General features: G+C 38.9%; 20 protein-coding genes. 5 read left to right on the forward strand and 15 right to left on the reverse strand.

The genetic code is table 11. The annotated features are described in order from the left end of the window. Window positions 1–6: 6 nt before the first annotated feature. The 3 genes from E7274_RS11655 to hpf all read right to left on the reverse strand — a co-directional run bounded on the left by E7274_RS11655 (window position 7) and on the right by hpf (window position 2,641). Window positions 7–1,047 (reverse strand): D-alanine--D-alanine ligase family protein, encoded by a 1,041-nt coding sequence (locus E7274_RS11655; RefSeq protein WP_097075894.1) that lies wholly within the window; start codon window positions 1,045–1,047, stop codon window positions 7–9. A gap of 87 nt (window positions 1,048–1,134) precedes the next feature. Then, complete coding sequence (locus E7274_RS11660; RefSeq protein ID WP_304176117.1) at window positions 1,135–2,013, reverse strand: helix-turn-helix domain-containing protein; 879 nt, start codon at window positions 2,011–2,013, stop codon at window positions 1,135–1,137. A 94-nt stretch (window positions 2,014–2,107) separates the two neighbouring features. Then, a complete protein-coding gene (hpf, locus tag E7274_RS11665) occupies window positions 2,108–2,641 on the reverse strand; it encodes a ribosome hibernation-promoting factor, HPF/YfiA family (protein ID WP_044936281.1) in 534 nt (177 codons plus the stop codon). 232 nt (window positions 2,642–2,873) lie between these two features. Between hpf and ymfI the strand changes: the two genes are divergently transcribed. Then, entirely contained in the window at window positions 2,874–3,605 is a 732-nt protein-coding gene (ymfI, locus tag E7274_RS11670; RefSeq protein WP_304176119.1) for an elongation factor P 5-aminopentanone reductase, read from the forward strand. Window positions 3,606–3,664: 59 nt separating this feature from the next. Here the strand turns inward: ymfI and E7274_RS11675 are convergent, their stop codons facing one another. Next, window positions 3,665–4,630 carry a helix-turn-helix transcriptional regulator gene (locus E7274_RS11675; protein WP_044936285.1) on the reverse strand — a complete coding sequence of 322 codons (966 nt, stop codon included), beginning with the start codon at window positions 4,628–4,630 and terminating at the stop codon, window positions 3,665–3,667. Between the two features lie 89 nt (window positions 4,631–4,719). Between E7274_RS11675 and E7274_RS11680 the strand changes: the two genes are divergently transcribed. From E7274_RS11680 to E7274_RS11690, 3 genes are read left to right on the forward strand one after another with little or no spacing between them, the layout of a single operon-like run. Continuing rightward, complete coding sequence (locus E7274_RS11680; protein WP_074792284.1) at window positions 4,720–6,114, forward strand: hypothetical protein; 1,395 nt, start codon at window positions 4,720–4,722, stop codon at window positions 6,112–6,114. Beyond that, window positions 6,098–7,387, forward strand: coding sequence for a UDP-N-acetylmuramoyl-L-alanine--D-glutamate ligase (gene murD, locus E7274_RS11685; RefSeq protein WP_074792286.1), 1,290 nt, complete (start codon window positions 6,098–6,100; stop codon window positions 7,385–7,387). The genes E7274_RS11680 and murD overlap by 17 nt, the downstream gene beginning before the upstream one ends. A gap of 9 nt (window positions 7,388–7,396) precedes the next feature. Then, on the forward strand, window positions 7,397–7,669 hold the full coding sequence (locus E7274_RS11690; protein ID WP_049960317.1) for a hypothetical protein: 273 nt from the start codon (window positions 7,397–7,399) through the stop codon (window positions 7,667–7,669). Between the two features lie 3 nt (window positions 7,670–7,672). Here E7274_RS11690 and E7274_RS11695 read toward each other — a convergent pair whose 3' ends face one another. The 9 genes from E7274_RS11695 to E7274_RS11735 all read right to left on the reverse strand — a co-directional run bounded on the left by E7274_RS11695 (window position 7,673) and on the right by E7274_RS11735 (window position 18,582). Then, a complete protein-coding gene (locus E7274_RS11695) occupies window positions 7,673–10,345 on the reverse strand; it encodes an AAA family ATPase (RefSeq protein ID WP_304176121.1) in 2,673 nt (890 codons plus the stop codon). Continuing rightward, complete coding sequence (locus tag E7274_RS11700; protein WP_304176123.1) at window positions 10,342–11,427, reverse strand: metallophosphoesterase family protein; 1,086 nt, start codon at window positions 11,425–11,427, stop codon at window positions 10,342–10,344. Before E7274_RS11700 ends, E7274_RS11695 begins: the two co-directional genes overlap by 4 nt. 205 nt (window positions 11,428–11,632) lie before the next feature. After that, entirely contained in the window at window positions 11,633–13,099 is a 1,467-nt protein-coding gene (locus E7274_RS11705; RefSeq protein WP_304176125.1) for a glycoside hydrolase family 1 protein, read from the reverse strand. Window positions 13,100–13,117: 18 nt separating this feature from the next. After that, window positions 13,118–14,731, reverse strand: coding sequence for a phosphoenolpyruvate--protein phosphotransferase (ptsP, locus tag E7274_RS11710; RefSeq protein WP_304176127.1), 1,614 nt, complete (start codon window positions 14,729–14,731; stop codon window positions 13,118–13,120). 12 nt (window positions 14,732–14,743) lie between these two features. Continuing rightward, a complete protein-coding gene (locus E7274_RS11715; protein ID WP_090395445.1) occupies window positions 14,744–15,001 on the reverse strand; it encodes an HPr family phosphocarrier protein in 258 nt (85 codons plus the stop codon). A gap of 14 nt (window positions 15,002–15,015) precedes the next feature. Continuing rightward, on the reverse strand, window positions 15,016–16,500 hold the full coding sequence (locus E7274_RS11720; RefSeq protein WP_304176128.1) for a family 1 glycosylhydrolase: 1,485 nt from the start codon (window positions 16,498–16,500) through the stop codon (window positions 15,016–15,018). A gap of 59 nt (window positions 16,501–16,559) precedes the next feature. Continuing rightward, the gene (locus E7274_RS11725; RefSeq protein ID WP_097075904.1) at window positions 16,560–17,879 is read right to left on the reverse strand and encodes a PTS sugar transporter subunit IIC; all 1,320 of its coding nucleotides are present in this window, start codon (window positions 17,877–17,879) and stop codon (window positions 16,560–16,562) included. A 38-nt stretch (window positions 17,880–17,917) separates the two neighbouring features. Next, a complete protein-coding gene (locus tag E7274_RS11730) occupies window positions 17,918–18,214 on the reverse strand; it encodes a PTS sugar transporter subunit IIB (protein WP_090395442.1) in 297 nt (98 codons plus the stop codon). A gap of 35 nt (window positions 18,215–18,249) precedes the next feature. Next, window positions 18,250–18,582, reverse strand: coding sequence for a PTS lactose/cellobiose transporter subunit IIA (locus E7274_RS11735; RefSeq protein ID WP_090395441.1), 333 nt, complete (start codon window positions 18,580–18,582; stop codon window positions 18,250–18,252). Window positions 18,583–18,900: 318 nt separating this feature from the next. Here E7274_RS11735 and E7274_RS11740 point away from each other — a divergent pair, with 318 nt between their 5' ends. Continuing rightward, window positions 18,901–19,338, forward strand: a complete 438-nt coding sequence (locus E7274_RS11740) for a DUF3284 domain-containing protein (protein ID WP_090482122.1) — start codon at window positions 18,901–18,903, stop codon at window positions 19,336–19,338. Between the two features lie 55 nt (window positions 19,339–19,393). Here E7274_RS11740 and E7274_RS11745 read toward each other — a convergent pair whose 3' ends face one another. Further along, window positions 19,394–22,009, reverse strand: coding sequence for a PRD domain-containing protein (locus tag E7274_RS11745; RefSeq protein WP_304176130.1), 2,616 nt, complete (start codon window positions 22,007–22,009; stop codon window positions 19,394–19,396). A 7-nt stretch (window positions 22,010–22,016) separates the two neighbouring features. Continuing rightward, window positions 22,017–22,853: a Cof-type HAD-IIB family hydrolase gene (locus tag E7274_RS11750; RefSeq protein ID WP_304176132.1), complete on the reverse strand. Its 837-nt coding sequence runs from the start codon at window positions 22,851–22,853 to the stop codon at window positions 22,017–22,019. Between the last annotated feature and the right edge of the window lie 103 nt (window positions 22,854–22,956).

Raw genomic sequence — 22,956 nt, forward strand, 5'->3', positions numbered from 1 at the left:
TATATCTTAGTATTTCTTTAAAGACACCTTAATCAAATGCTCGCATAAATCTTCGAAATCCATTCCAATAACCTTTGCTTCCTGTGGAAGTAAGCTTGTTGGTGTCATTCCTGGAAGTGTGTTTGCCTCAAGACAGTAGATGTTTTCGTCTTCATCCATCATAAAGTCCATACGTGCATATGTTGTAAGTCCAAGTGCCTTGAATGCCATCTCGGCGTATTTCTTCATGGCCTGAGTAGCTTTCTCGCTAATATCTGCTGGGCATGTCTCTACTGCAGAACCAGCTGCATATTTATTTTTGTAATCGTAGAATCCCTGCTTTGGTGCGATTTCGATAACAGGAAGTGCCTTGCCTTCCATAACACCATCAGAGAACTCACGTCCCTTAATGAACTGCTCAATTACAACTTCATCTTCCCATTCAAATGCTGCATCTAAAGCTGCATCTAAATCCTCTGACTTTTCTACGATTGTAACTCCAATGGAAGAACCACCGCAGTTTGGCTTAACGATGCAAGGGAATTTATCAAACTTGAATCCCTTTCTGTTTGCCTTTTTAAGAGATGTACCAACTGGTGTAGGAACTCCTGCTCTGTTGAAGAATTCCTTTGTCATCTGCTTATCCATAGCTATGGCACTTGAAATGTAATCATTTCCTGTGTATTTGATTCCATATAAATCAAAGGCAGCCTGAACCTTGCCGCTTTCGCCATCTCCGCCATGAAGCGCCATAAATACAATATCAGCCTTCTGACAAATCTTTATAACGTTTGGTCCGAAAAAGCTTGGACTTTGATCTGCTCTGCTTTTGATGATTGCATTGATATCTGGTGCCTCTGATGGGATAGTTTCAACCTTAACTGAATTGTTGATGCTGTCCTCGAAAATATCTGTGATATCACACTCTGCATCAGAATATCCCATGAAAACATCAAGTACTAATGCTCTATGTCCTCTGGCTCTAAGTGCCTCTGCAACCATTGAACCAGATTTAAAAGATACGTCACGCTCAGAGCTAAGTCCGCCTGCTAAAACTACTATATCCATAATATATCCTCTTTAAAAATGTTTTTTCCGAACCACATTATACGTTTTTTCTTTCAATATATAAAGCCACTTTTTTATTTATCTACTTTATTGGTCTGTTATGGTGTAATACTTATTAAAATAATTTATCATAGCTGCCGCCGCTTCAAAGAAGTCATTTATTATTTTCTCACCCTCAGTATTTCCCATTTCTTTAAACAATTCTTGTTGCAGACACATAACCTGGAAGAACACTCTTCCATCTATGTTTTTTATAGCTTTTGAAAAAATATATCCAATACACTTTTCCGCTTTCATATAGTCATGCTTTGCTATAAGTAGTTTAGCTAAACCAGCTGAAACAGAATTACGTCTTTTTCTATAATAATCAGTGTTGTCGTTAAAACCATTATTTAACAATAACTCATACAGCTCCTGGGCTTTTTCCAAATAGCCCGTCTCCAGAAGTGCGTTAGCTTTCAGATAAATACCAAAATGCTCTAGTTTCGTAAAATGCTGGCCTGTCAGCATATCCGATTTCTCCGTCCCATGATTTGTAGGAAACAGTTCCTCTATTCGCTCAATAAACTCCTCCTTATCCATTCCACTCTTCAGCATGTAAACCAAATCGCTGAGCAACACATATTTCTGATGCTCCTCGTTTTCGTGATCCATATACTTCTTAAACTTCTCTAATTTCTTCTCTATTGTCTTTTTCCCCTTAGTATTTAAGGCCGAAATAAGTTCCTCCTTAACTTTTTGAAATTCCAGGTTCTCATCCATTGTCAGTTCATGATAATCAACACCATTTACCTCGAACTCAACGCAAATTTTGTCAAATGTCTTTACACTAGGACAAGTCTTTCCTGTTTCGATTCCAGAAAGGGTTGAAGGTGCACATTTCAGTTTCCACGCCATGGTTTCTTGACTCCAACCATTAGACTTTCTGTAGCTGTGCATATTTCTTCCTAAATTCTTCAATACCATAAAAATAACCTCCTGATATATCTTTCTCACAAAGCGGAGATTATATAATCAGGAGGTTAAAATTCCTTGAAAATTTTATTATAAAATTGCGAATTTAGAACTCTGGTTCAATTAAACCGTAAGCTCCATTTTTTCTCTTATAAACAACATTGATTTCATCAGTATCTGCATTGCGGAACATGAAGAAGTCATGTCCTAACATTTCCATTTCAAGGCATGCATCCTCAGCATACATTGGTTTCATATCGAATGTTTTCTTACGGATAATCTGGATTGTCTCTTCGTCCGAATCCTTCTCCTCGATGAAATCCTGTGCAAATATTGTTCTAGAATCTGATTGTTTCCTATCTATAATTTTATTTCTGTGTTTCTTTAACTGAGCTTCTAATGTGTTTGTAACTGCTTCAATTGAAGCGTACATATCTGAAGTAACTTCCTCTGCTCTAAGATAAGAGCCTTTCATTGGAATAGTAACTTCTATTTTCTGACGTCCTTTCTCTACGTCTAAAGTAACGATAGCTTCTGTGTCCTTATTGAAGTATTTGTCTAATTTCTTAAAACGCTCCTCCACTGCGTCCTTTAATCCCTGTGTTAACTCAATGTTCTTTCCAGTAATTGTTGTTTTCATGATGTCTACCACCTTTGCGACGTATTTGAAAAACTATAAAACAGATTAGTGACATTCACTAATTTTATATTTGCTAGGAAGTTTTTCATGTAAAAATTATACCAATAGTATTTCATTTTCTCAAGGCTTTTATCTGAAATCTTTCTTAAATAATTATTAATTGTGTATACAACAGTCTCTAGCGTATTGTGTTATACTAAGCACAGATATTACATTGGAAAGGCGTATATTTATGAAGAAAACTGCAATTATAACAGGTGCCAGCCGAGGAATCGGAAAAGCCATTGCTGTAGCCCTTGCTGCAGAAGGATATCATCTGGCATTGTTTTGTCATAACAATATAGAAATGCTAAATCAATTAGCTTCAGATCTAAAAAATGAATATAAAGTTGAGGTATACACTTATCAAGGTGATATTTCTGATAGTAGCTTTGTAATAGATTCTTGCAAGGATGCACTTGCCAAACTAGGTCAGGTAGATGTGCTTGTTAACAATGCAGGTATTGCTCACATAGGTTTATTAACAGATATGTCTGTGGACCAGTGGAACGCAATGGTTAACACCAACCTTTCCCCTCTGTTCTACACTGCCAAAGTCGTAGTTCCTTCCATGGTAAACAAAAAATCTGGCAACATTATTAATATCAGCTCAATGTGGGGCACTGTTGGAGCCAGCTGCGAAGTCGCTTATTCTGCTACAAAAGGTGGAGTCAATTCCTTTACAAAAGCTTTGGCCAAGGAACTGGCACCTAACAATATCGCCGTTAACGCTATCACTTGCGGTGTAGTTGATACAGATATGAACGGAATGCTATCAGCCGATGAAAAAGCTGAACTTGCTGAAGAAATTCCTATCGGCCGTTTCTGCCAGCCCGAAGAAATTGCCAAGACAGTTCTTAGCATAATAAAAGCCCCATCATACATGACAGGGCAAATTATTGGTGTGGATGGCGGATATATTTAATTATTCCGCCATCAATATTTCGATTTTATCCCAATCCACTTTCGATTGATATTCTACACCTACTTATCTATTATTGCTTTTATATAATCCTTAAACTTCCTTTCTTCCTCCTCCGGAAAGCATATCGTTGCCCCTATTCCTGTAAGCCAGCCGTACAATTGAGGTGAAACTGCAACTGATATACGAGCTCTAACCAAATCTTCTCCTTCTGCTCGAATATCAATATCCGCCCCAAATTTATCCAACACAACACCAATCAATCTTTTATCAAATCTGATGGTTACCACTCTTTCATCACCTGCAAACATACTGATGTGTTGCTTTGCGTATTCGTGAGGATTAAGAGCACCGCGCTGTTTATCACCACTTCTTTCCTCTTCAAGCATCTCGGCAGATATTATTTTATCTACGCGATAATGCCTTATCTGCTGGCTATCATCATCGTATGCTACAAGATAGTAGTTTTCATCATTTCTAAGAAGAAATGCCGGGCTTACAACATAAATTTTGCCACCGTGCCTAGGCTTCATCTCCTTCGTGAGAGTCCAGTCCTGATATTTAAAAGACATTTTTTTATTATTATCAAGGCACTGGTAAATCACATCAATGGAATAGAAAATCTTTTCATTTCCTGTGGACCTTTTCTCTGGCACAACAACCTGACGAGTCAACTGAGTAGCTTCATCCATACTGGCCAGCGTGGTTATCTTTTCCACAAGTTCCTTTGTTTTCTTTTGCGATATGAACTTTGATGCACCTACCGCATCCACAAGTAGTTTGAGTTCCGCAAGCTCAAATACTCGTGAGCCTATGTAATAGCCTTTGTCCCCTTTTACCACATCAACACCGGCTTCCATAAGTGTAGCCATGTCTTTATAGACCGTTTTTCGCTCTGCCGAAATTCCTCTTGCCTCAAGACGTCTTGTCATTTCGATAGCGTTAATCTGGTGTTGCTCATCACTTTCATTCATGAGGATTTGGTATTCGTTTAGAATTTTATACTTCTGTCCTCCAACGTGTGGCATAACGTCTCCTTAACTATTTTTTATTAAAGTATTATGATATATTATATATTTGATTATAAAAGATTTATAGAATGTTTCAAAGGAATTATATGAGTAGAACAGATTTTTATAAAAAATGCAGATTAGATTATCCTACCTTTACTTATCAGGGATATTCGTACGATTTAAATGACGAAGGCATTAGCATGACCTTTGATTTTTCAATTGATGGATTATCCGAGTTTCATCCAACCTGGTTCATACCTCGCATCAATGCAGTAGATTCTATTGACGAATCACTTATTGATGATATGGTATTCTCCCTTGGTATGGTTGAGCTTGTTAGCTATTGGAAAATAGCTTGCCCTCCTACCGTTATTATTAAAGATAGAAAGCTTACAGACCAGCAGATTAGCTGGTGGAAGAAGCTCTATTTTAATGGGCTTGGTGAATTCTACTACACAAACGGAATTGATGAAGATTTCGACGCCTTCATGACAGTTAAATGCGAAAGCGACAAGACTACTCGCCAGTTTGCCCCAGTAGATATACCTACAGCTTCTGCTAATAAAAAGCCAAAGGTTCTTATACCTGTAGGCGGCGGCAAGGACAGTGTTGTTTCTATTGAATTACTCAAAGAACATGCCGATATCAATTGCTATGTTATTAATTCACGAGGCGCCACTGACGCCACTGTTGAAGTTGCAAATCTCACTGACAATACAATCTACGCAAAGCGTACTTTAGATAAAAACATGCTTGATTTAAACAAGCAGGGCTTCTTAAACGGGCACACACCATTTTCTGCCTTAGTTGCTTTTTCAAGCATCATCGCAGGATACCTTAACGGATTAAGCTTTGTTGCTCTTTCAAATGAGGGAAGTGCCAATGAGTCCACAGTATTGAACAGCTATGTAAACCATCAGTATTCTAAAAGCTTCGAGTTTGAAGCTGATTTTAGAAGCTACGAAAAAAATTATATCGGTTCTGGGGTATTTTATTTCAGCTTCCTTCGTCCACTTTCAGAGCTTCAGATTGCCATGCTGTTTTCTCGTTTCAAAAAATACCATGGCATTTTCAAGAGCTGTAATGTAGGAAGTAAACAGGATATCTGGTGCGGACATTGCCCTAAGTGCTTATTTGTTTATATCATCCTTTCTCCTTATCTTTCAGTTGAGGAATTGGATGCAATATTTGGAAAGCGCTTATTTGAGGATGAAACCTTAATGGAAGATTTTGATAAGCTTTGCGGCATTCTTCCAGAAAAACCATTTGAATGTGTCGGAAGTCGTGACGAGGTAAATGCATCTGTTACTGAAGCAATCAGCAAATACGCAGCTCGTCAAATGCCTCTTCCTGTACTACTTAAGCACTATCAGGATGAAGCTGTTGTTCCAGCTATTCCATTTGCAAAATATATAAAGCAATATTCAACAGAACATGCTTTAAATGAATACTTTGAAAAAATAATCAAGGACGCTCTTAATAATGAAAGAAACAATTAGAAATTTAATCAAAGACAAAAAAGTTTTAATTCTAGGATATGGACGAGAAGGACAATCAAGCTTTCGTATGATTAGCTCTGTAGGCGGGTACCAGGTGCTTGATATTGCCGATGCAAATGCTGTTAGTTCTGATTTAACAGCAAGCCACAAGGTTATCACAGGTGCTAATTATCTTGACTGCCTTGATGAATATGATGTTGTTTTCAAAAGTCCAGGAATTGTTCTTCCTAAGGATATTAAGGAATACAGCTGCCATATTACCTGTCAGGCTGACCTGTTTTTACAGGTTTATGGTGCTCAGACAATAGGAATTACAGGAACTAAGGGAAAATCCACAACATCTTCACTTTTATATCATATACTTAAGGAGTGTGGTAAGGATGTTCTCTTCGGAGGAAATATCGGATTACCAATTTTCGATATCACTGATCAGATTCATCCTCGTACTATTATTGTATTTGAGCTTTCTTGCCACCAGCTTGAATATGCTCACTATTCACCATCAAAGGCAATCCTCTTAAATCTTTATGAGGACCACCTTGATCATTACGGAACAGTTGAAAAATACTGGAATGCAAAGAAAAATATTTATAGAAATCAAGGCTACTGCGATTTCCTTTTCTGCAATCCAGAGTTTTTACCAGCTCCTGGTGAATGCAAAGCTACTGTTATCAAGGTTAAATCTGCTGATTTACCATTCAACTCATTTGACGAGATTGAAGGCGTAACACTCCGCGGTACACACAATCTTTTCAATACCGCCTTTGTTTACGATATCTGCAGAAGATATGACATTACCGATGATGAGTTCAAGAAGGCATTAGCTTCTTTCAAGACTTTGGCTCATCGTTTACAGTTCCTCGGTTCTTTAGATGGCGTTGATTACTACGATGATTCAATCTCTACAACAGTAGAATCTGCTATTAGTGCAATTAAAGCCATTCCAAATGCTGGCACAATTCTTCTCGGAGGAATGGACAGAGGTATTGATTACGATCCTTTGGTTGATTTCTTACAGACACGAAGCTTAGAGCATATTATTTTAATGTATGATAGCGGAAAAGTTATTTTAGAAAAGCTTAAAGCAGCTACAAACGATGAGTTCATGACTCATGTACACTACATAGAAGAACTTGCAGATGCTTGCACCTATGTTAAAGAAAACGCATCTAAGGGTACTGCTGTTATTCTTTCTCCAGCTTCGGCAAGCTATGGTCACTTCAAGAATTTTGAGCAGAGAGGCGATTTCTTTAAAGAACATATTGGACTATGAGGATAAAGTATGAGTAATACACGATATTCTTTTTTGAATGATGAAGGTCCTGCAGTAAAACACTGTTCTAAATGTGGTAGACGTATACCACTTAGCTCGCCTTATGACCAGTGCAAAGAATGCATGAAAAAAGAACTCTTTCCAAAGGTGAAAGAGTTCATTAATGAAAACTATGATGTCAACGAAATGATTGTTGCTCAAGAGTTTGGTATCGACCGAAGTATCATCCATGAGTGGGTCCGTGATGGTCACTTGGAATATAAAACACGTCCACAACTGTAGAATTTATATTCTACTGTCGTGGCATGTGAAATATACTGTTTGTCGTTCGTCGGCAATTTTATGAAGGAGTTTTAACGACTCCTTTATTTTTTTGTCATCAAGATTTGTAAATGGATCATCCAAAATAAGAATTGGCTTCTCATCCGGATAAAGCACGTCAACAAGAGCAAGTCTGGAACAAAGCGCTACCAAATCCTGGTATCCTTGAGATAGGTATTCCGCGCTTTTGGTACTTCCCGAGTATGCCAGCTTTATATTTAAATCCATATCAAGCTCGAAGTCTTCAATGGCATAGCCTGACTTTGTAGCCTCTGGACCATTAATCAAGCTAAGATATTTATGAAGTCCATTTTGAAGTGGTTGCATATACTTTGACTGGAAGCTCTCCCTGGCTCTTTGAAGGAAATCCTCTGTCTTTGTAAGTAACTCTGCGTTCTTTTTGAACTCCTTTTCCTTTACCTCAAGACGTTCTATTTGCTCAGAAATATCGCTTAATCTTTCAACATCCTCAAGTGCCTGCGCAAGATTATCTTTCTCTTGCATAATCTGTCTATTGAGCTCCATAATCTGCTCATCCAAAATATTCTGCTTTTGCTGAAGATCATCCACTGACTGAACCTGCTCATTCACATCGTACATTTCCTCAAATTTGGCTATTTCTTCCTTGAGGTTGTCCACACGCTCTTTTATAGCAGTGTAGGCGCGCTTTTTAATACTGATGCTTTGAATCTGTTCAAGACGCTCAAGTGACTTATCAATTGGATATCTTGAAAGGATGTTGTTAATATCCTCAGTCATAGTCTTTATAGAGCTTTCATGACTGTCAATCTCTTCCTGCTCCTCAAGGTATTTTGCATACTTTTCAGCATCCTTTTTGAGCTGAGCAAGGAATTCGTACTCTCCACCCATTTCGTAGAGATTGATTCCATACCATGTAGCAAAAGGCTGTATCTTTGTGTATAGCTCTAGCTGCAAATCTGCAAGCTCATCAAGTGTGCCTTCTGCTTCCTGATGTCTTGATTTTTCTTCTTCAAGAAGATGACGATACTGATCCAGCTTTCTACGAATTTCGTATACATTTTCCTGCATGGTATCAGCTCTGGTAAGAAGGAAGTGAGACAGAAATTCTGAGCACTCTTCCTGTAATTCTCTAAGCTCTAATGTGCTGAGTTCAAGAGCATCCTCTTCTTCCGATACACGCTCCTCGTATTCTGCAGCCTGTTTCATTTTATTTTTGTGGGTGCGTCTTCCGCTGATTGAAAGAATAACCACATCCACAATGATAGCTACAAAGCTGACTATTTCTACAATTCTTCCAACAATATCTGTCAGATAGTTGCTAAACACAACACCTGTCATAATAAAGATAGCCAGGAAGATTGTGCCGATAATGTGCCAAACGCTAACTGTATTTTTCTTGTTGAGTTTTTCATTTGCCTCTCGCTCCGCTCTAAGGGCGATAAGCCTTTCGTTGCTTTGACTCACCCTCGCCTCAAGGCCAGTAATCAACGTTGTCTGGCGTTCTATATGAGAAAGCTGTTCGTCGGTAGGCTCCATTTTATCGAAGAAGAATTTAAGCTCTGTGAGCTGCTTATTGGATTCCTCTGAGAGCTTTGAATGCTCTGCCTTTGCACGGAGCTCTGAAAGATTCGATGCCATTTTGTTCCACATAGCAAACTCAGAATCATCTGGTATTCTTTCTGAAAATGGCTTATCAAAAACTGGAGTTTCTCTACTTCTATCCTCTGATAATCCTCTTAGGGCACGCTCATGAACAGCCAAATCTCGCTCAGTCTGTTCCAGCATAACAATTTCATCATCAGTTGGTAGCCCTGATTTAAAGAATTCTTCCAGCTCAGATAGCTTTCCTAGCTCGCTATCAAGGTTTTCTTTATGAATCTTGTATGCGCCAAGCTCCTGTTCCTTTTTGCTTTGAAGCTGAATTGTCTCGGCCAGCTTAGTTTTTTCTGCATTAAGCTGATTAAGATTGCCCTGCTTTTCCTCTACCAGGCAACTCATAGCCTCAACGCTTTCCTCTATAGCTGGAAGCTTTTCGTATTCTTCCTTGCATTTATTTATTTCGCTTTTAACGCCATAAAGCTTGCCTGGATTGATTTTACTATTTCTAGTATATTCAACACGTGCATCCTTTACGCTCTTTAAGGCTACATCAAAGTTGCTTATGTCATCTCTGGCAGCAGTAAGATTTCCCATTTTTGCATTGAGGGAATCTGTCATTCCTGTTCCCAAAGAAAGCTGTGGAATATAAACACTCTTCTCAAATGAATCCCTATCAACTCTGAATAATTCTTCACCAATATCCTCGGTGTAGTCGTTTGATAAAAGCCCTGTCACATCATCATAAAGAGCAAATGTGTCATCCTTGTCTGTCTTGCCAAAGGTACGCTCAATTCGGTATCTACGGTCTTTTGCCGTAAAGACGATATTTCCTCCACAAAGACTACCATCCCATGGAAGATAATGATTTCTCTCTAAAAGCTTTTTCTTTGTATTTGGAGAATATTCCAATCCATAAAACATGGCCTTGATGAATACTGAAAATGTGGTCTTTCCCCATCCATTTTCCTGAAGTATTGGATTGAAACCTTCATCAAAATCGTATTTAAATTCTGTAATCTTGCCAAAGTGGGCAATATAGCATGATACTAATTTCATTCAATATCCTCCCCCATAATGGCTCTAATTCCTAGTTCGATAATTTTGGCTTTCTCCTCTTCATCCATATCCTGAGCCTGAACAAGTCGAACGAATTCGCCCTTCAAGCTCTTGTCATATTTGAAGCTATCGTAATCAACTAATGTCTTTGTTCTGTCGTAGCATTTTACGAAGAAGTATTTATTCTCAAAGAGACGAACGAAGCGCACAATATCAAGCTCATCATCCAGCTCACGCTCACCAGTAATAACAAACTTGATAAGGTCCTGATCATCCACATCGACCAACAGCTCTTTTGCCTTTGCCACAGTATCCTGCAATGACATATCAGCTGTAACCTCTACCTGAATCTCATGAAGTCTTCTAAGGGCAAAAGGAATAAACTCTGATGTGATTTGACCATCGTTTATCTCCATCAAAACAAAGCCCTTATCTCCGGTCTCATCGAAGCCACGGCCCTCCAGACATCCTGGATAACAATACACTCCTCTGTCATCCAACTGCTCATAAATGTATTTATGCACATGACCAAGAGCAAGATAATCAATAAACTTGCCCTTCAAAGCAGTGGTATTGATAATCTCAGCACCATCCCTGCCATCATAATCAGACTGCTGCCCGTGCAACATAACGATATTAGTATTTGCAGAATCAAGCACCAATCGCTGAGCCATAGTTGCAACGTTTGTAGAGTTAATCTCCATACCAGTAATCACAACATCATCAAGCTCATAGCTGGTCCATCCATCATCTGTAAACATATGGAAATTAGAAGGTATCTCATCTATACCCTCTTCCATAAAATCGCATCTATCGTGGTTGCCCTTCAGATAATAAAACTCAATCTGAGGATTATTTACTATCTGCTCAACAACTCTTCTTTTAACTTCTTTTCTAATGTGGATTTTATCGAATAAATCTCCGGCAATAAGAATAGCACGCACCTGATTATCAAGAGCGTACTGAACCATACGTTCAAAAGTCTCAATCAACTCTGAACGCCTAAGAAGTGCCTGGTCTTTATCAAGATTGCTTTCCATCTTGGAGTCTAAGTGCAGGTCTGCACAATGAATAATTCGCATACAATCTCCCTAACAATATCTCCCTTATTCTTGCCTATAATTCTAGCACATCTCCCGCCCCCGTAACATCTTCTTTTTCACCAAAAAGTAACGGCACCCACTATTCACTTTTTCATGGGGCCGGGCTCCCCCACTGTGGTACGGGCGCTGGCACTGCAAGGGAGTGACAGCGCCCGTACCACGGTGGGGGAGCCCGGCCATTTTACTAGTCTAAGTGGGTGCCGTTACTTTCGATGACTTTCTTGTACCAGAAGAAGGAGTCTTTGCGGCTGCGGGCCATGGTTCCGTTGCCTTCGTCGTCCATGTCTACGTAGATGAATCCGTAGCGCTTGCGCATTTCACCTGTGCCGGCAGATACTACGTCGATGCAGCCCCAGGTTGTGTAGCCAATCAGGTCTACGCCGTTGTCGATGGCGTTTGACATTGCCTGGATGTGTGGACGATAGTAGTCGATTCGGTAATCATCGTGGATGCTTCCGTCAGCTTCTACTGTATCGTATGCCCCAAGTCCGTTTTCTACAACCATGAGCGGAATCTGGTATCTGTCATAGATTGTTTCTAGGTAGTACTGTAGGCCTGTTGCATCAGTAGCCCAGCCCCAATCGCTGTACTGAAGATACTCATTTTTTGCACCAGCTGAGAAGTTGCCGCCTACCTTTTCCTTTACCTCATGTGTAGTTACAAGCTGTGACATGTAGTAAGAGAATGTGTACATATCAACAGTGCCTCTCTTGAGGTCAGCCAAATCTTCTTCTGTGATATCGAGATTTACATTGTGCTCTTTCCAAAGACGTTTTGCATATGTGCCGTATTCGCCTTTGCATTGAACATCTCCACAGTAGAATATATTTCTCTCCCATGCATGACGATTTGCAAGTATGTCGTTAGGATCGCATGTTGCAGGGTACCATGTGATACCGCAAATCATGCAGCCAATTCTGTTTGTTGGATCGATGGCGTGTCCTATCTGAACTGCTTTTGCAGATGCAACAAACTGATAGTGTAGATGCTGATATGAATCCTGGAAGTCCTTGTCAGATGGATTGCCCATCATATCAAGGAACTGGATTGTATTGTTGATTTCGTTGAATGTAAGCCAGTTGTGAACTAAGCCTTTGAATTCTGTGAAGCAGGTGGTTACGTAGCGAACAAAAAGCTCGATTGTATCACGATTTTTCCAGTCACCTAAGTTTTGCTCTATATATAAAGGTGTATCAAAATGCCATAGTGTAACAAGTGGTTCAATTCCGTTTGTCTTTAACTCTGTAAAAAGATTTCTGTAGAATTCCACTCCTTCTTTATTTGGCTCTTTTTCCAAGCCTGTAGGATAAAGTCTTGACCATGAAATGGAAGTTCTAAACTGCTTAAATCCCATTTCTGCCATAAGAGCAACATCCTCTTTGTAGTGATGATATCCATCTACCGCATTGTGGTTTGGATAGTGATAATCCTCAAGGACTGCAAATTTTGCACCCTCTGGAATTTTGCCAAATTGCATTACCTTTCCTGGATTGCCATCTTTGTCTATGTATGTGATATATCTAGGTGTGTTTACAGTACCACCTGTGGTAACATCTGTTTTTGCTGGGCCTCTTCCATCTACGTCCCAGGCACCTTCCCACTGGTTTGCTGCTACAGCGCCACCCCATAAAAAGTCTTTTGGAAATGACATATTTAAATCCTCCAAGTATTAATCCACATTTCTAATTGCTTCCCTTACTGGAAGTACCATTGCAGGGCTGACTGATAATTCATCAAATCCCATTTCAACAAATGTTTTTGTAAGCTCCAGGTCGGCACCTAGTTCTCCACAAATGCCAACCCAACAATCACTCTTATGCCCATTATCCACAATCATTTTCAACATCTTCAAAATTGCAGGATGATGTGGATCATAGAAGTTTTCCAAACGCTGATTCTGTCTGTCAATTGCAAGCGTATACTGAGTTAAGTCATTGGTTCCTATAGAGAAGAAATCAACCTCTTTTCCAATTTCCTCACTCATCATTACAGCTGCTGGTGTTTCAATCATTACACCTAACTCTACATCCCTATACTGAATGCCATCTTCATCTAGCTCGCGTTTTACCTCTGCTACTATTTCTTTGATACGTATAACCTCATCAACTGAAATAATCATCGGAAACATAATCGAGATATTTCCATAGTAGCTTGCTCTGTATAAAGCTCTAAGCTGAGTCTTGAAAACTTCTGGTCGCTCTAAACAAATTCTTATAGCTCTAAAGCCAAGAGCCGGATTATCTTCATGTCCTAAATCAAAATAATCTACCTGCTTGTCTGCACCAATGTCTAGTGTTCGGATTATAACCTTTTTACCGGCCATTGTTTCTGCTACCTGACGATAAATTTTAAACTGCTCTTCCTCTGTAGGATAACTGTCTGATTTCAAATATATAAACTCACTTCTGAATAGCCCAATACCTTCTGCGCCATTTACAAGAACAGAATTTAAATCACCGATACTACCAATGTTTGCATACAAATTTACTTTTCTGCCACTCTTAGTAACAGTGTCTTTATTCCTCAGCTCTTTAAGCAATTCCTTCTGACGTCTGTTCTGCTCGCGAACCTTTTCGTAGTTTTCCAATGTCTCCTTATCAGGTTCAACAATCATTAAGCCTTCAGTACCATCAACTATTGCCTCTTTACCATTTACGTCTTCAGATACATCTGCGGCGCCAACCAATGCAGGTATTCCCATTGTTCTTGCAAGAATAGCTGTATGAGAATTTTCAGATCCAAGCTTTGTTACAAAAGCTAGAATTTTGTCCTTGTCCATCTGAACAGTTTCACTTGGAGATAAATCCTCTGCCACCACAATTACAGGCTCATCAAAGTTTGTCTCACCTGATTGATTACCAAGGAGAATCGAAATTACACGCTCTGCAATATCTTTTACATCTGCAGCTCTCGCCTTGAAATAATCATCATCCATGTTTGCAAACATATCCGCAAAATTATCGCCAGTCTGAGCTGTTGCATACTCCGCATTTACGTTTTGAGTTTTTATCATGTTCTCAATTGAATCGCTAAACTCGTCCTCAAGCATCATGATATGAACATTGAAAATTTCAGCTTCTTCCTCTGATGCAATCTTTTTTGTTTTCTCGTACAAAGCAGTAAGCTGGGAAATTGCCTCTTCCCTTGCATCCAAATATCTTTGCCACTCTGCATCTGTATCTGTGATTTTTGTTCTTGTTACTATATTTTCTTTTTTTGCGTAAAAATATATCTTTCCAATGGCAACACCATTAAAGACTTTCTTTCCAGTAAGTTTTTTCATAATCATTTCTTCCTACAAATTGTTTTTGAAATATTCTTCAAGCTTAACCAGAGTGTCAGCCTCTGTCTCTCCCTCAACCTGTACAGTAACTTCCTCCCCTTGCTTTGCACCAAGTGACAATAATCCCATTAGCTTCTTTGCGTCGGCGCTCTTTTCGCCTTTAACTATTGTGATTTTATCTGCATGGCTCTTTGCCTCTGTAACCAAAAGGCTAGCTGGTCTTGCATGAATTCCTACTTCATCTGTGATTGTATAATTGAAACTTACCATTTTCTCTTTCCCCTTTAATCTAAATCTTCGCCATCTGAGGCAATTACTTTTTTGTACCACTCAAAGCTGTCCTTCTTAGAACGTTCTAGCGTACCATTTCCTTCATCATCCATATCTACATATACAAAACCGTAACGCTTTTTCATTTCACCTGTACCTGCAGATACTAAATCAATGCATCCCCACATCGTGTAGCCCATCAAATCTACACCGTCAAGATTGATTGCGTCTGACATAGATTTAATGTTCTTTCTCAAATAATCTATACGATAATCATCGTGAACGCTTCCATCAGCTTCCTTTACATCGCTCCAACCTATTCCATTTTCTACAATCCAGATTGGTTTGCGATAGCGATAATAAAGTGTGTTGCATGCAAGTCTTAGGCATGCTGGATCAGTAGCCCATCCCCATGCATTTGTCTCCATGTATGGATTCTTAACTCCCATAAAGAAGTTGCCTCCTGAGCCTTCCACATCTTTATGAGTTGTGAGTGTGTGTCCACCATAGCATGAGAAGCTAAGGAAATCTGATGAATAATTTTTGATTAACTCATAATCCTCTGGAGTGTCATCTAATACTATTCCTTTCCTTTCATATTCCTTCAGTCTGTACTCTGGATAAAATCCTCCAGTCTGTACATCAGAATAGAATAATGTGTGCTGTGACATTTCAAGCTGAAGAATCTGATCAGCCGGATCACATGTGTATGGATAAAGTGGTGCATATGCAAGCATCTGTCCCACTTTAATTTCTGGATCAATTTCATGAGCTGCTTTTACAGCAAGAGCACTGGCAACAAATTGATTGTGTGCACCCTGGGCTTTTGCCTGGTCAGAATTATCCATCATTCCGCCGCCCATGTATGGAGCCATGTCCATAATATTAATTTCATTAAATGTAAGGTAATACTTAACTTTACCTTTATATCTTTCAAATACTGTTCTTGCGTATTTTTCAAAAAAGCCTATAAGCTTTCTATTTTTCCAGCCCCCGTAGTTGATAAGAAGCTGAAGTGGAGTTTCATAATGTGAAAGAGTAACTAGTGGCTCGATACCATATTTTTTACACTCAGCGAAAACCTCATCATAAAACTTGAGTCCTTCTTCATTTGCCTTGTCGTCGTCCCCATTTGGAAAGATTCTAGCCCAGTTCATAGAAAGACGAAATGTTTTAAATCCCATCTCCCCCATATATGCAATATCTTCCTTAAAATGATGGTAGAAATCTGTCGCAACATGACTAGGATAATATGTATTATCAAGCACTGCTGGGACAGCTCCCTCAGGAAATGTCATATCACTTCCAAAACCCATTCCTGTGTAACCTGTCTCACCTGTCTTTTCATTTTTCCATGTAATTCTACGTGGAACTGTGTGACTTCCGGCTGTCATAACATCAGAAGTATTAAGGCCCTTGCCCCCCTCAAGGTAGCCTCCTTCATACTGATTGGCTGCTGTAGCGCCTCCCCATAAAAAATCTTTTGGAAATTTACTCATGTCTCCTCCTAAAAAAGAGAACTGCCATTGATATTTAATTCAACGGCAGTTCAATAGCTTTACTGATTCTCTGCTGCCTTAGCTTCTGCTTCCTTAGCTGCAAGCTGATTGTCATATACCTTGAAGAATGGATACCAAACAAGGCCTGCTGGGATAATCATAAGATAATCCCAAAGAGCATTCTGCCAACGGAATGTTCCAAGGAACTGTGCAAAGCCCATAGGCATCAATGCACCGATGTATACATGTGCTGGTCTTAAGAATCCAAACTTGTATGCAAAGTATGTAAGCACCATGATTACTAAGCAGTTTAAGATGTATGGAATGCAAAGGATTGGATTGTACATTACTGGCATACCAAATGTTACAGGCTCGTTAATTCCGAACCATCCAGGAACAACACCAACCTTTGATACGGCACGAATCTGCTCTGACTTTGCTTTAAGTCCGAACAAGCAAAGTGGAAGAGTGTTACCAGTACCACCACAAATTGCGATGCAAGCAAAGAGTGCAACTGGATAGAATGTAAGAGCTGCCTGTGCCTCTGCTACTGTTCCTCCTGCTGCAATTACTGCCTCATAAGCTGCTGCATTCTCAGAAGTTGCCATAATGATTGGAGCCATAAGAACTGAAATCATAAGCATTGTTCCGTGAATACCGAAGCACCACATAAAACAAGCAAATGCACAAAGTACAAAGATACCTGCTGTTGATGTAAGTGCTGCAAGAGGAGCTGAAAGAACAGCCATAAATCCTGATGCAAGGTTGTATGCTCCGCCTGTTGCAGAGATAACAATTGCTGAAATACCAAGCCAAATTGTTGCATTGAAGAATGATGGAATGATTGCTGCCATAGCGTTTACAAGTGATGGTGGGCAAACATCTGGCATCTTGATCTGTACGTGATTCTTCTGGCAGAAGTAATCAACATTTACACAGCAGAATGCAACTACGAATCCAAGGAACATTCCCTGTGAACCAAGATATGTAACTGAAAGATTTGCAATTGAAGAGCCCTGTGTAAGATCAAAGCAAGCTACCATTGCAAATACTGCTGATGCTTCAATTGTTGAAAGAAGTGGAGATTTAACTCCTCTTGTCTTTGCGTAATTGAATGCGATCATACCTGTAATCCAAAGAGCTACCAAACCCATTGTAAAATTATATGGCTGATAGAGTATTGTGTAGATTGTTGAATCTGATGATACCCCAAGCATCGACAATACTGCACATATAATCTGAAATACCGAACCAGTCATGATGAGTGACATTGAACCCATCATTGCTGCCTGTAAAGAGCTAAGGAATTTGTTCTGTCCCAATTTCTGCCCAAATTCCTGCAAGGCAATCATGCCCTTTGAGTTAAAAATACCTTCCATAAAATTTTTCTCCTTCTAGATATGTAAATAGTTTTATATTAAGAAGCCAGCATCCCCTTTACTTGCTTCATAATATTTGGACAGTTAGCAACAGCATAATCAAGTGAATTTACAACGTCTGCTGGAAGACCTGTATCTTTCTTGATATCCTCTAACTTATATCTAACCTGTGGTCCTACAAGAACGCATTCGTAATCCTGGAATACATCCTTATATTCAGCCAAACCAACAGCGTCGATTGTAAGTTCCTCTCCTTGCTGCTCCCAATACTCTTTCATCTTCTTCATAAGAAGACCTGTTGACATTCCGCCTGCGCATACTAATAAGATTTTCATAGTTTTACCTCTCCTTTTCTTTAACCCTTTAGTTTTTATTTTTCGTCCAGTCTTTTATAGAGCTGGATAATTTCCCTGATTAACTCTTCTGCTAACATGCTTGTCATGAAATGATCCTGAGCATGTACTAAAAGCACATCCATTTCAGGAGCATTGCCATTTGCCTGAGCTGTAAGTAAATCCATCTGACTCTGGTGTGCCCCAACACCAGCTTCCTTGCATTTTTCTAACAGCTTATCTGCTTCCTCGTAATTCCCTTTCTTTGCTTCCTCGAGTGCTGCGAAAGCATATGAACGAGCATCACCTGCACTGGCAATTATCCCCATCGCAATCATCTCGCCATCGATAGGCTCTTGAACCTCTGCCATAGCTAAAACCCTCCTTGCTAGTTGTTATGTTACTACTTTACATTCATTGTGCAATAGTGTCAATATATCAATATTTTCGTTATATTTATTTAGTGAATATTGCACAATATTTCTTTTCATAGTGTATAATTTCACAATTTAGACACAGTTAAATTTTTATACACAAACTCTACACATTTGTTTGTGTATAGTTTTTTTGCCGTATTTTCTTTGTGTATAAATCCTCCTAGTCTTATCATGCTTTTGTATAAATTCTGTCTAAAAAATCCGGATTTTAGTGACCTTGTTTGTATAAAATTACTGTGCTAATATGCCCCTATGAAGATATCAAGAACACTTACTATTACAACAGATGAGTTCTTTGACTACCTGGAAAACCAGCTACTGAAAATCGCTAACGATAATTTGGATGAGGAGCAGGAGGCCTATACCAATTCAGATATTCAGGAAGGTTTTCGCATTATTCAGAATCGTGATACCGATATCAATAAGGTCGAATTACTTATCAACAAGTACAAAAAAGGGGAATTTTACGAAGCGACTGCTTCTTCATTGACTGATTCATATAGGATGAGTTATCTGATTACTCCGAAAGACGATAATATCCTTGTAGATTATGAGCAAGTTAATTTAAACAATTTCCAAGCCGAAAGCAAAGGGTTCTTTGCAAAGCTCGGCGAAGCCTTATATCTCTCTCGCATGTCTAACTCTCTTTACGATGTTGAAAGAGCCGTATTGAAAGCTAGAGCAAACTAATTTTTCGCACTGAAAAAGAGTGGTAACCAGTGAATGGTTCCACTCTTTTTTAGGTTTATCTTTCTTTTTTCAGTATGCGCATTAAGGTTGCAACCTCTTCATCGCTAATTATCACATGAAAGTTCTTTTCCAGTGCTTTTAGATAATTAGATATTACCTTATAGTCGGTAGGGTTATCTGCAAAATACTTTGAATTGTTTATTCCCTTGATTTTATAGTTTGGCGAGCTAAGGACATCCAGCATATAGACAATGTGAGCACACAATCCTACTCGCTCATCAGCATCCAAATCATAAGCCACGGCCAACTTTTCAACTGTATCCGGTACGTATTTACGAAGCTTTTCAGCAGTAAGATATTTTGCTTCTCTGCCATAATTATCAATTACTTTTTCATAGCCCATATATTTTCTTTGAACTGTTTCAAACATCAACACATGGTCCAAATCTTCCTTGCTGCACTCGAACACATCTGCAATAGATATAAATGGAATACCAAAAATTTCAGGATCAAATGTACCTACAAAGGCATGTATTCTGTAGCTTTTCTTAATCTCGATAACCTCTTTTATAAGCTTATCTTTATTTCCCATTGAAAGGGCAAATATCGGCATTTCCAGCTTTGAATATCTGCTGATGTAATTCTTTAGCTGCTCAGCCCCACCTTCAGATGTATGACATAAGGTTACAATTGCCATTGGACGTTTATATTCGTAGTACATATGATTCATGGATTTTCTGATTCCATGATATGCCTTATCAATATCATTTTCTTTTTTGCAATTTCGTGAGGCCACCACTCCGATGGTTGTAATCGGTATATTCATACCACGTATTTTTATATTACAACGCTCTGCTATGCTATCTAACATTACCTCCATGGAAGACGAGTCGTATATTACAACCACTCCACCACCTTGATTCACTTCTTTAATCCTCTGTTCCAAAGCTAGGTTAGTTGCAGATGCATCTTCATTGACATCAAGTTCCAGGGCAAATGCATTATTTTCCTTTGTAGTTGTATTGGCAACCTCCGCCAAGCCAGAAGCCACGCCTTTTCCATGCATAGCATATAGCAAAACAGGACTATCATCTGCTTCCTTGGTATCTATCAAATACATGGTAAGTATAGCAACTTCCTCAATCGAAAACTTTAGAGAAAAGCGCTCATACAAAACATGTGTGAAATCAAGCATAGTTGCATACTCTTTAGGATAATGCGTAATGATAGCTCTTACCTGATCATCATCAATTCTCTTTGGACTGATTTTATCCTTTTTCAGAATGCTATTAATATGCAAGCAAAGACCGCAAAACATGCTATCAGACAGCTCTTTTCCATAGTCATGCTTGTATCTTTCAGCAAATAGACTGACATAGTTTATTACATTTGTATCAACAATCTGAGCCAGCTGGCCTATATTTATGTTTGAGCCTGAAATCAGATTTTTAGGCATATCAAAGCATATGTTATCCAGATATGAACCAATAACCTTTTTGATTGCATCCGCTGATATTCCCTTGTCTATCATTCCCTGATACTGATTCTTTAACTGACCGTAAACTTCAGTGGCCTCTATTTCACCTTCATCACTGGACTTATCTCCAAAAGAAAAATAGTTTGCAGTACCAATAATACTATCGATTTGAGCACCAATGGCTCCTATTGGTCTGAAATTAGCTTGGACATCTTCTGGTAAATCCTGTCCTGTTACATACATGGTCTTGCCTTCTTCGTCCAAAAGCTTTATGTATGCATTAGCGCAGGCACTTTTTATTCCATTTACCATCGTTTTTATTCCATGAGGGTATTCCACATTCATCAATATTCTCATGGCATCCGCGTCTACCTTAATCTGGCATCCTGAGTTTTCAGCTTCCTTTTCAAAGAAGTTTTTAATAAGCTTAAAAATCTCCGTCATTGGTCTGTCATTAAGCCGTGGTAATGGTATAGAAACAGTATTTCTCCAGTCAACCTGTTCCTCATCCCAGGATGTCATGGTAAATACAAATACAAGATTCTTTATATATTCTGTTCTTTTGTCAACCGCACTATCGATTTTTCCTGTTTCAAGGAACCCTGATATTCGGCTATATTGTTCCGGTTCTAAAAGCTCCATATGGTCGATAAACAGCACTCCACCCATCGCTTGATAGAATGCTGATTTTTCTATTCCACTTTCATCACCAAAAATCACATCATTTAATGCACTACGATTTTTATTGAAATGTCTACAATTAACATAAATAAATGGACTGTTCTTGCCAAACTTTCCCATCATCAAACCGTAGTAATAAATATCATTGCAAAATGCAGTTGAGCCACTGCCTGCATCAGTAACCACCTGAATATTCAATGAGTCAGCTGGATACATCAAAGCCTTTTTTACATCATCAACCGCCTTTTTCAGGCTGCCATCAAAGCCCACCAGCTCTTCAAAAGGCTTTCTTTCAACAGTATCCGGTGTACGTGATGCCACCTTGTATAAAACTGGCCTCGTTTTTGACTTTATCAGCAAACCTTCCGTTGTAAGCTCATTTAATAGTGTGCTTACGTTTGTTCGTTGCATATTTAAAGCTTCTGCAACCTCATCAGTTTTCCAATTTGTTTTTCCTGTAGCTATGGTTTCTTTCCAAAGATATTCATAGACAATGTCGCGATTTTTCTTCATACCCCACCTAGATTAAATTCAATTCCTTCATCCCATTATATATTCCGTCTTCAGTGATATTTGTTGTAACGAAATCCGCTATCGCCTTTAAATCATCTGAAGCATTTCCCATGGCAACCCCAATGCCAGCATATTCAATCATTTCAAAATCGTTTGGCCCATCACCAAATGCAACTATGTCTTCTCTTGTGATACCTAAGTATTCAACAAGCTTTTCCATTCCCACAGCCTTTGTGATTCCACCAACTGCTATTTCACCAGAGGACTCGTTCTCATTTTTAAAACTCATGGCAGTAATGTAGTAATCTTCCCCAAGCATCTCTTTTATCTGCCCAAGCGACAATCCAGCTTTGTAATAGCATATTTTTTCAGCGTTTTTATACTTTCCTGCATTATTTATTAAATTGTCATCAACATATTCATGCTCAAAAATTTTGGAAATATTCTCTGGAACTCTGTCCTTTAGACGTTCCTTAAAATTCTCATGCATCGCCTCAAAGCACTCAGATGTACCAACCACCTTGTCGGTGCATTGAAGCATGTAAATCATTTCTTGAGATTTCATAAAATCAAGAAGTTTAGATAGCTGGGCCTCCGTCATATGGTTTGCAAAAATTTCTTTTCCATCGTATGTAACATTCGCTCCAGCTGCAGATACGAATCCGTCGAATCCGAATTCTAATAGTCTTTCTTCAATTTGGCAGATGCTTCTGCCAGTACATAAAATAATCTTGTGGCCATTTGCCTTAGCCAATCTTAAAGCTTCTTTGGCGGATTCTGGAAATTCCCCGCCAAAATTGATGAGTGTACCATCAATATCAAAAAATATAACTTTCTTACTCATAATATCTAGACCTCGTCGTAATTAATTCGATTATTCCATAATTAAAAATATCTGTCTAGACTATTATTTTTAAAATATGCATAAAAAAGTGAGGTCACCTATG

Origin of the sequence: Pseudobutyrivibrio ruminis (assembly GCF_015057245.1) — a bacterium.
In the GTDB taxonomy this organism is placed as follows: domain Bacteria; phylum Bacillota; class Clostridia; order Lachnospirales; family Lachnospiraceae; genus Pseudobutyrivibrio; species Pseudobutyrivibrio ruminis_E.

Coding starts and splice junctions, on each gene's coding strand:
- murD (WP_074792286.1), top strand. CDS start 6,098: ATGAAAGAAACAATTAGAAATTTAATCAAAGACAAAAAAGTTTTAATT.
- E7274_RS11725 (WP_097075904.1), bottom strand. CDS start 17,879: ATGGAAGGTATTTTTAACTCAAAGGGCATGATTGCCTTGCAGGAATTT.
- E7274_RS11715 (WP_090395445.1), bottom strand. CDS start 15,001: ATGGTAAGTTTCAATTATACAATCACAGATGAAGTAGGAATTCATGCA.
- E7274_RS11720 (WP_304176128.1), bottom strand. CDS start 16,500: ATGAGTAAATTTCCAAAAGATTTTTTATGGGGAGGCGCTACAGCAGCC.
- E7274_RS11660 (WP_304176117.1), bottom strand. CDS start 2,013: ATGGTATTGAAGAATTTAGGAAGAAATATGCACAGCTACAGAAAGTCT.
- E7274_RS11695 (WP_304176121.1), bottom strand. CDS start 10,345: ATGAAATTAGTATCATGCTATATTGCCCACTTTGGCAAGATTACAGAA.
- ymfI (WP_304176119.1), top strand. CDS start 2,874: ATGAAGAAAACTGCAATTATAACAGGTGCCAGCCGAGGAATCGGAAAA.
- E7274_RS11690 (WP_049960317.1), top strand. CDS start 7,397: ATGAGTAATACACGATATTCTTTTTTGAATGATGAAGGTCCTGCAGTA.
- E7274_RS11680 (WP_074792284.1), top strand. CDS start 4,720: ATGAGTAGAACAGATTTTTATAAAAAATGCAGATTAGATTATCCTACC.
- E7274_RS11750 (WP_304176132.1), bottom strand. CDS start 22,853: ATGAGTAAGAAAGTTATATTTTTTGATATTGATGGTACACTCATCAAT.
- ptsP (WP_304176127.1), bottom strand. CDS start 14,731: ATGAAAAAACTTACTGGAAAGAAAGTCTTTAATGGTGTTGCCATTGGA.
- E7274_RS11730 (WP_090395442.1), bottom strand. CDS start 18,214: ATGAAAATCTTATTAGTATGCGCAGGCGGAATGTCAACAGGTCTTCTT.
- E7274_RS11735 (WP_090395441.1), bottom strand. CDS start 18,582: ATGGCAGAGGTTCAAGAGCCTATCGATGGCGAGATGATTGCGATGGGG.
- E7274_RS11675 (WP_044936285.1), bottom strand. CDS start 4,630: ATGCCACACGTTGGAGGACAGAAGTATAAAATTCTAAACGAATACCAA.
- E7274_RS11740 (WP_090482122.1), top strand. CDS start 18,901: ATGAAGATATCAAGAACACTTACTATTACAACAGATGAGTTCTTTGAC.
- hpf (WP_044936281.1), bottom strand. CDS start 2,641: ATGAAAACAACAATTACTGGAAAGAACATTGAGTTAACACAGGGATTA.
- E7274_RS11745 (WP_304176130.1), bottom strand. CDS start 22,009: ATGAAGAAAAATCGCGACATTGTCTATGAATATCTTTGGAAAGAAACC.
- E7274_RS11655 (WP_097075894.1), bottom strand. CDS start 1,047: ATGGATATAGTAGTTTTAGCAGGCGGACTTAGCTCTGAGCGTGACGTA.
- E7274_RS11700 (WP_304176123.1), bottom strand. CDS start 11,427: ATGCGAATTATTCATTGTGCAGACCTGCACTTAGACTCCAAGATGGAA.
- E7274_RS11705 (WP_304176125.1), bottom strand. CDS start 13,099: ATGTCATTTCCAAAAGACTTTTTATGGGGTGGCGCTGTAGCAGCAAAC.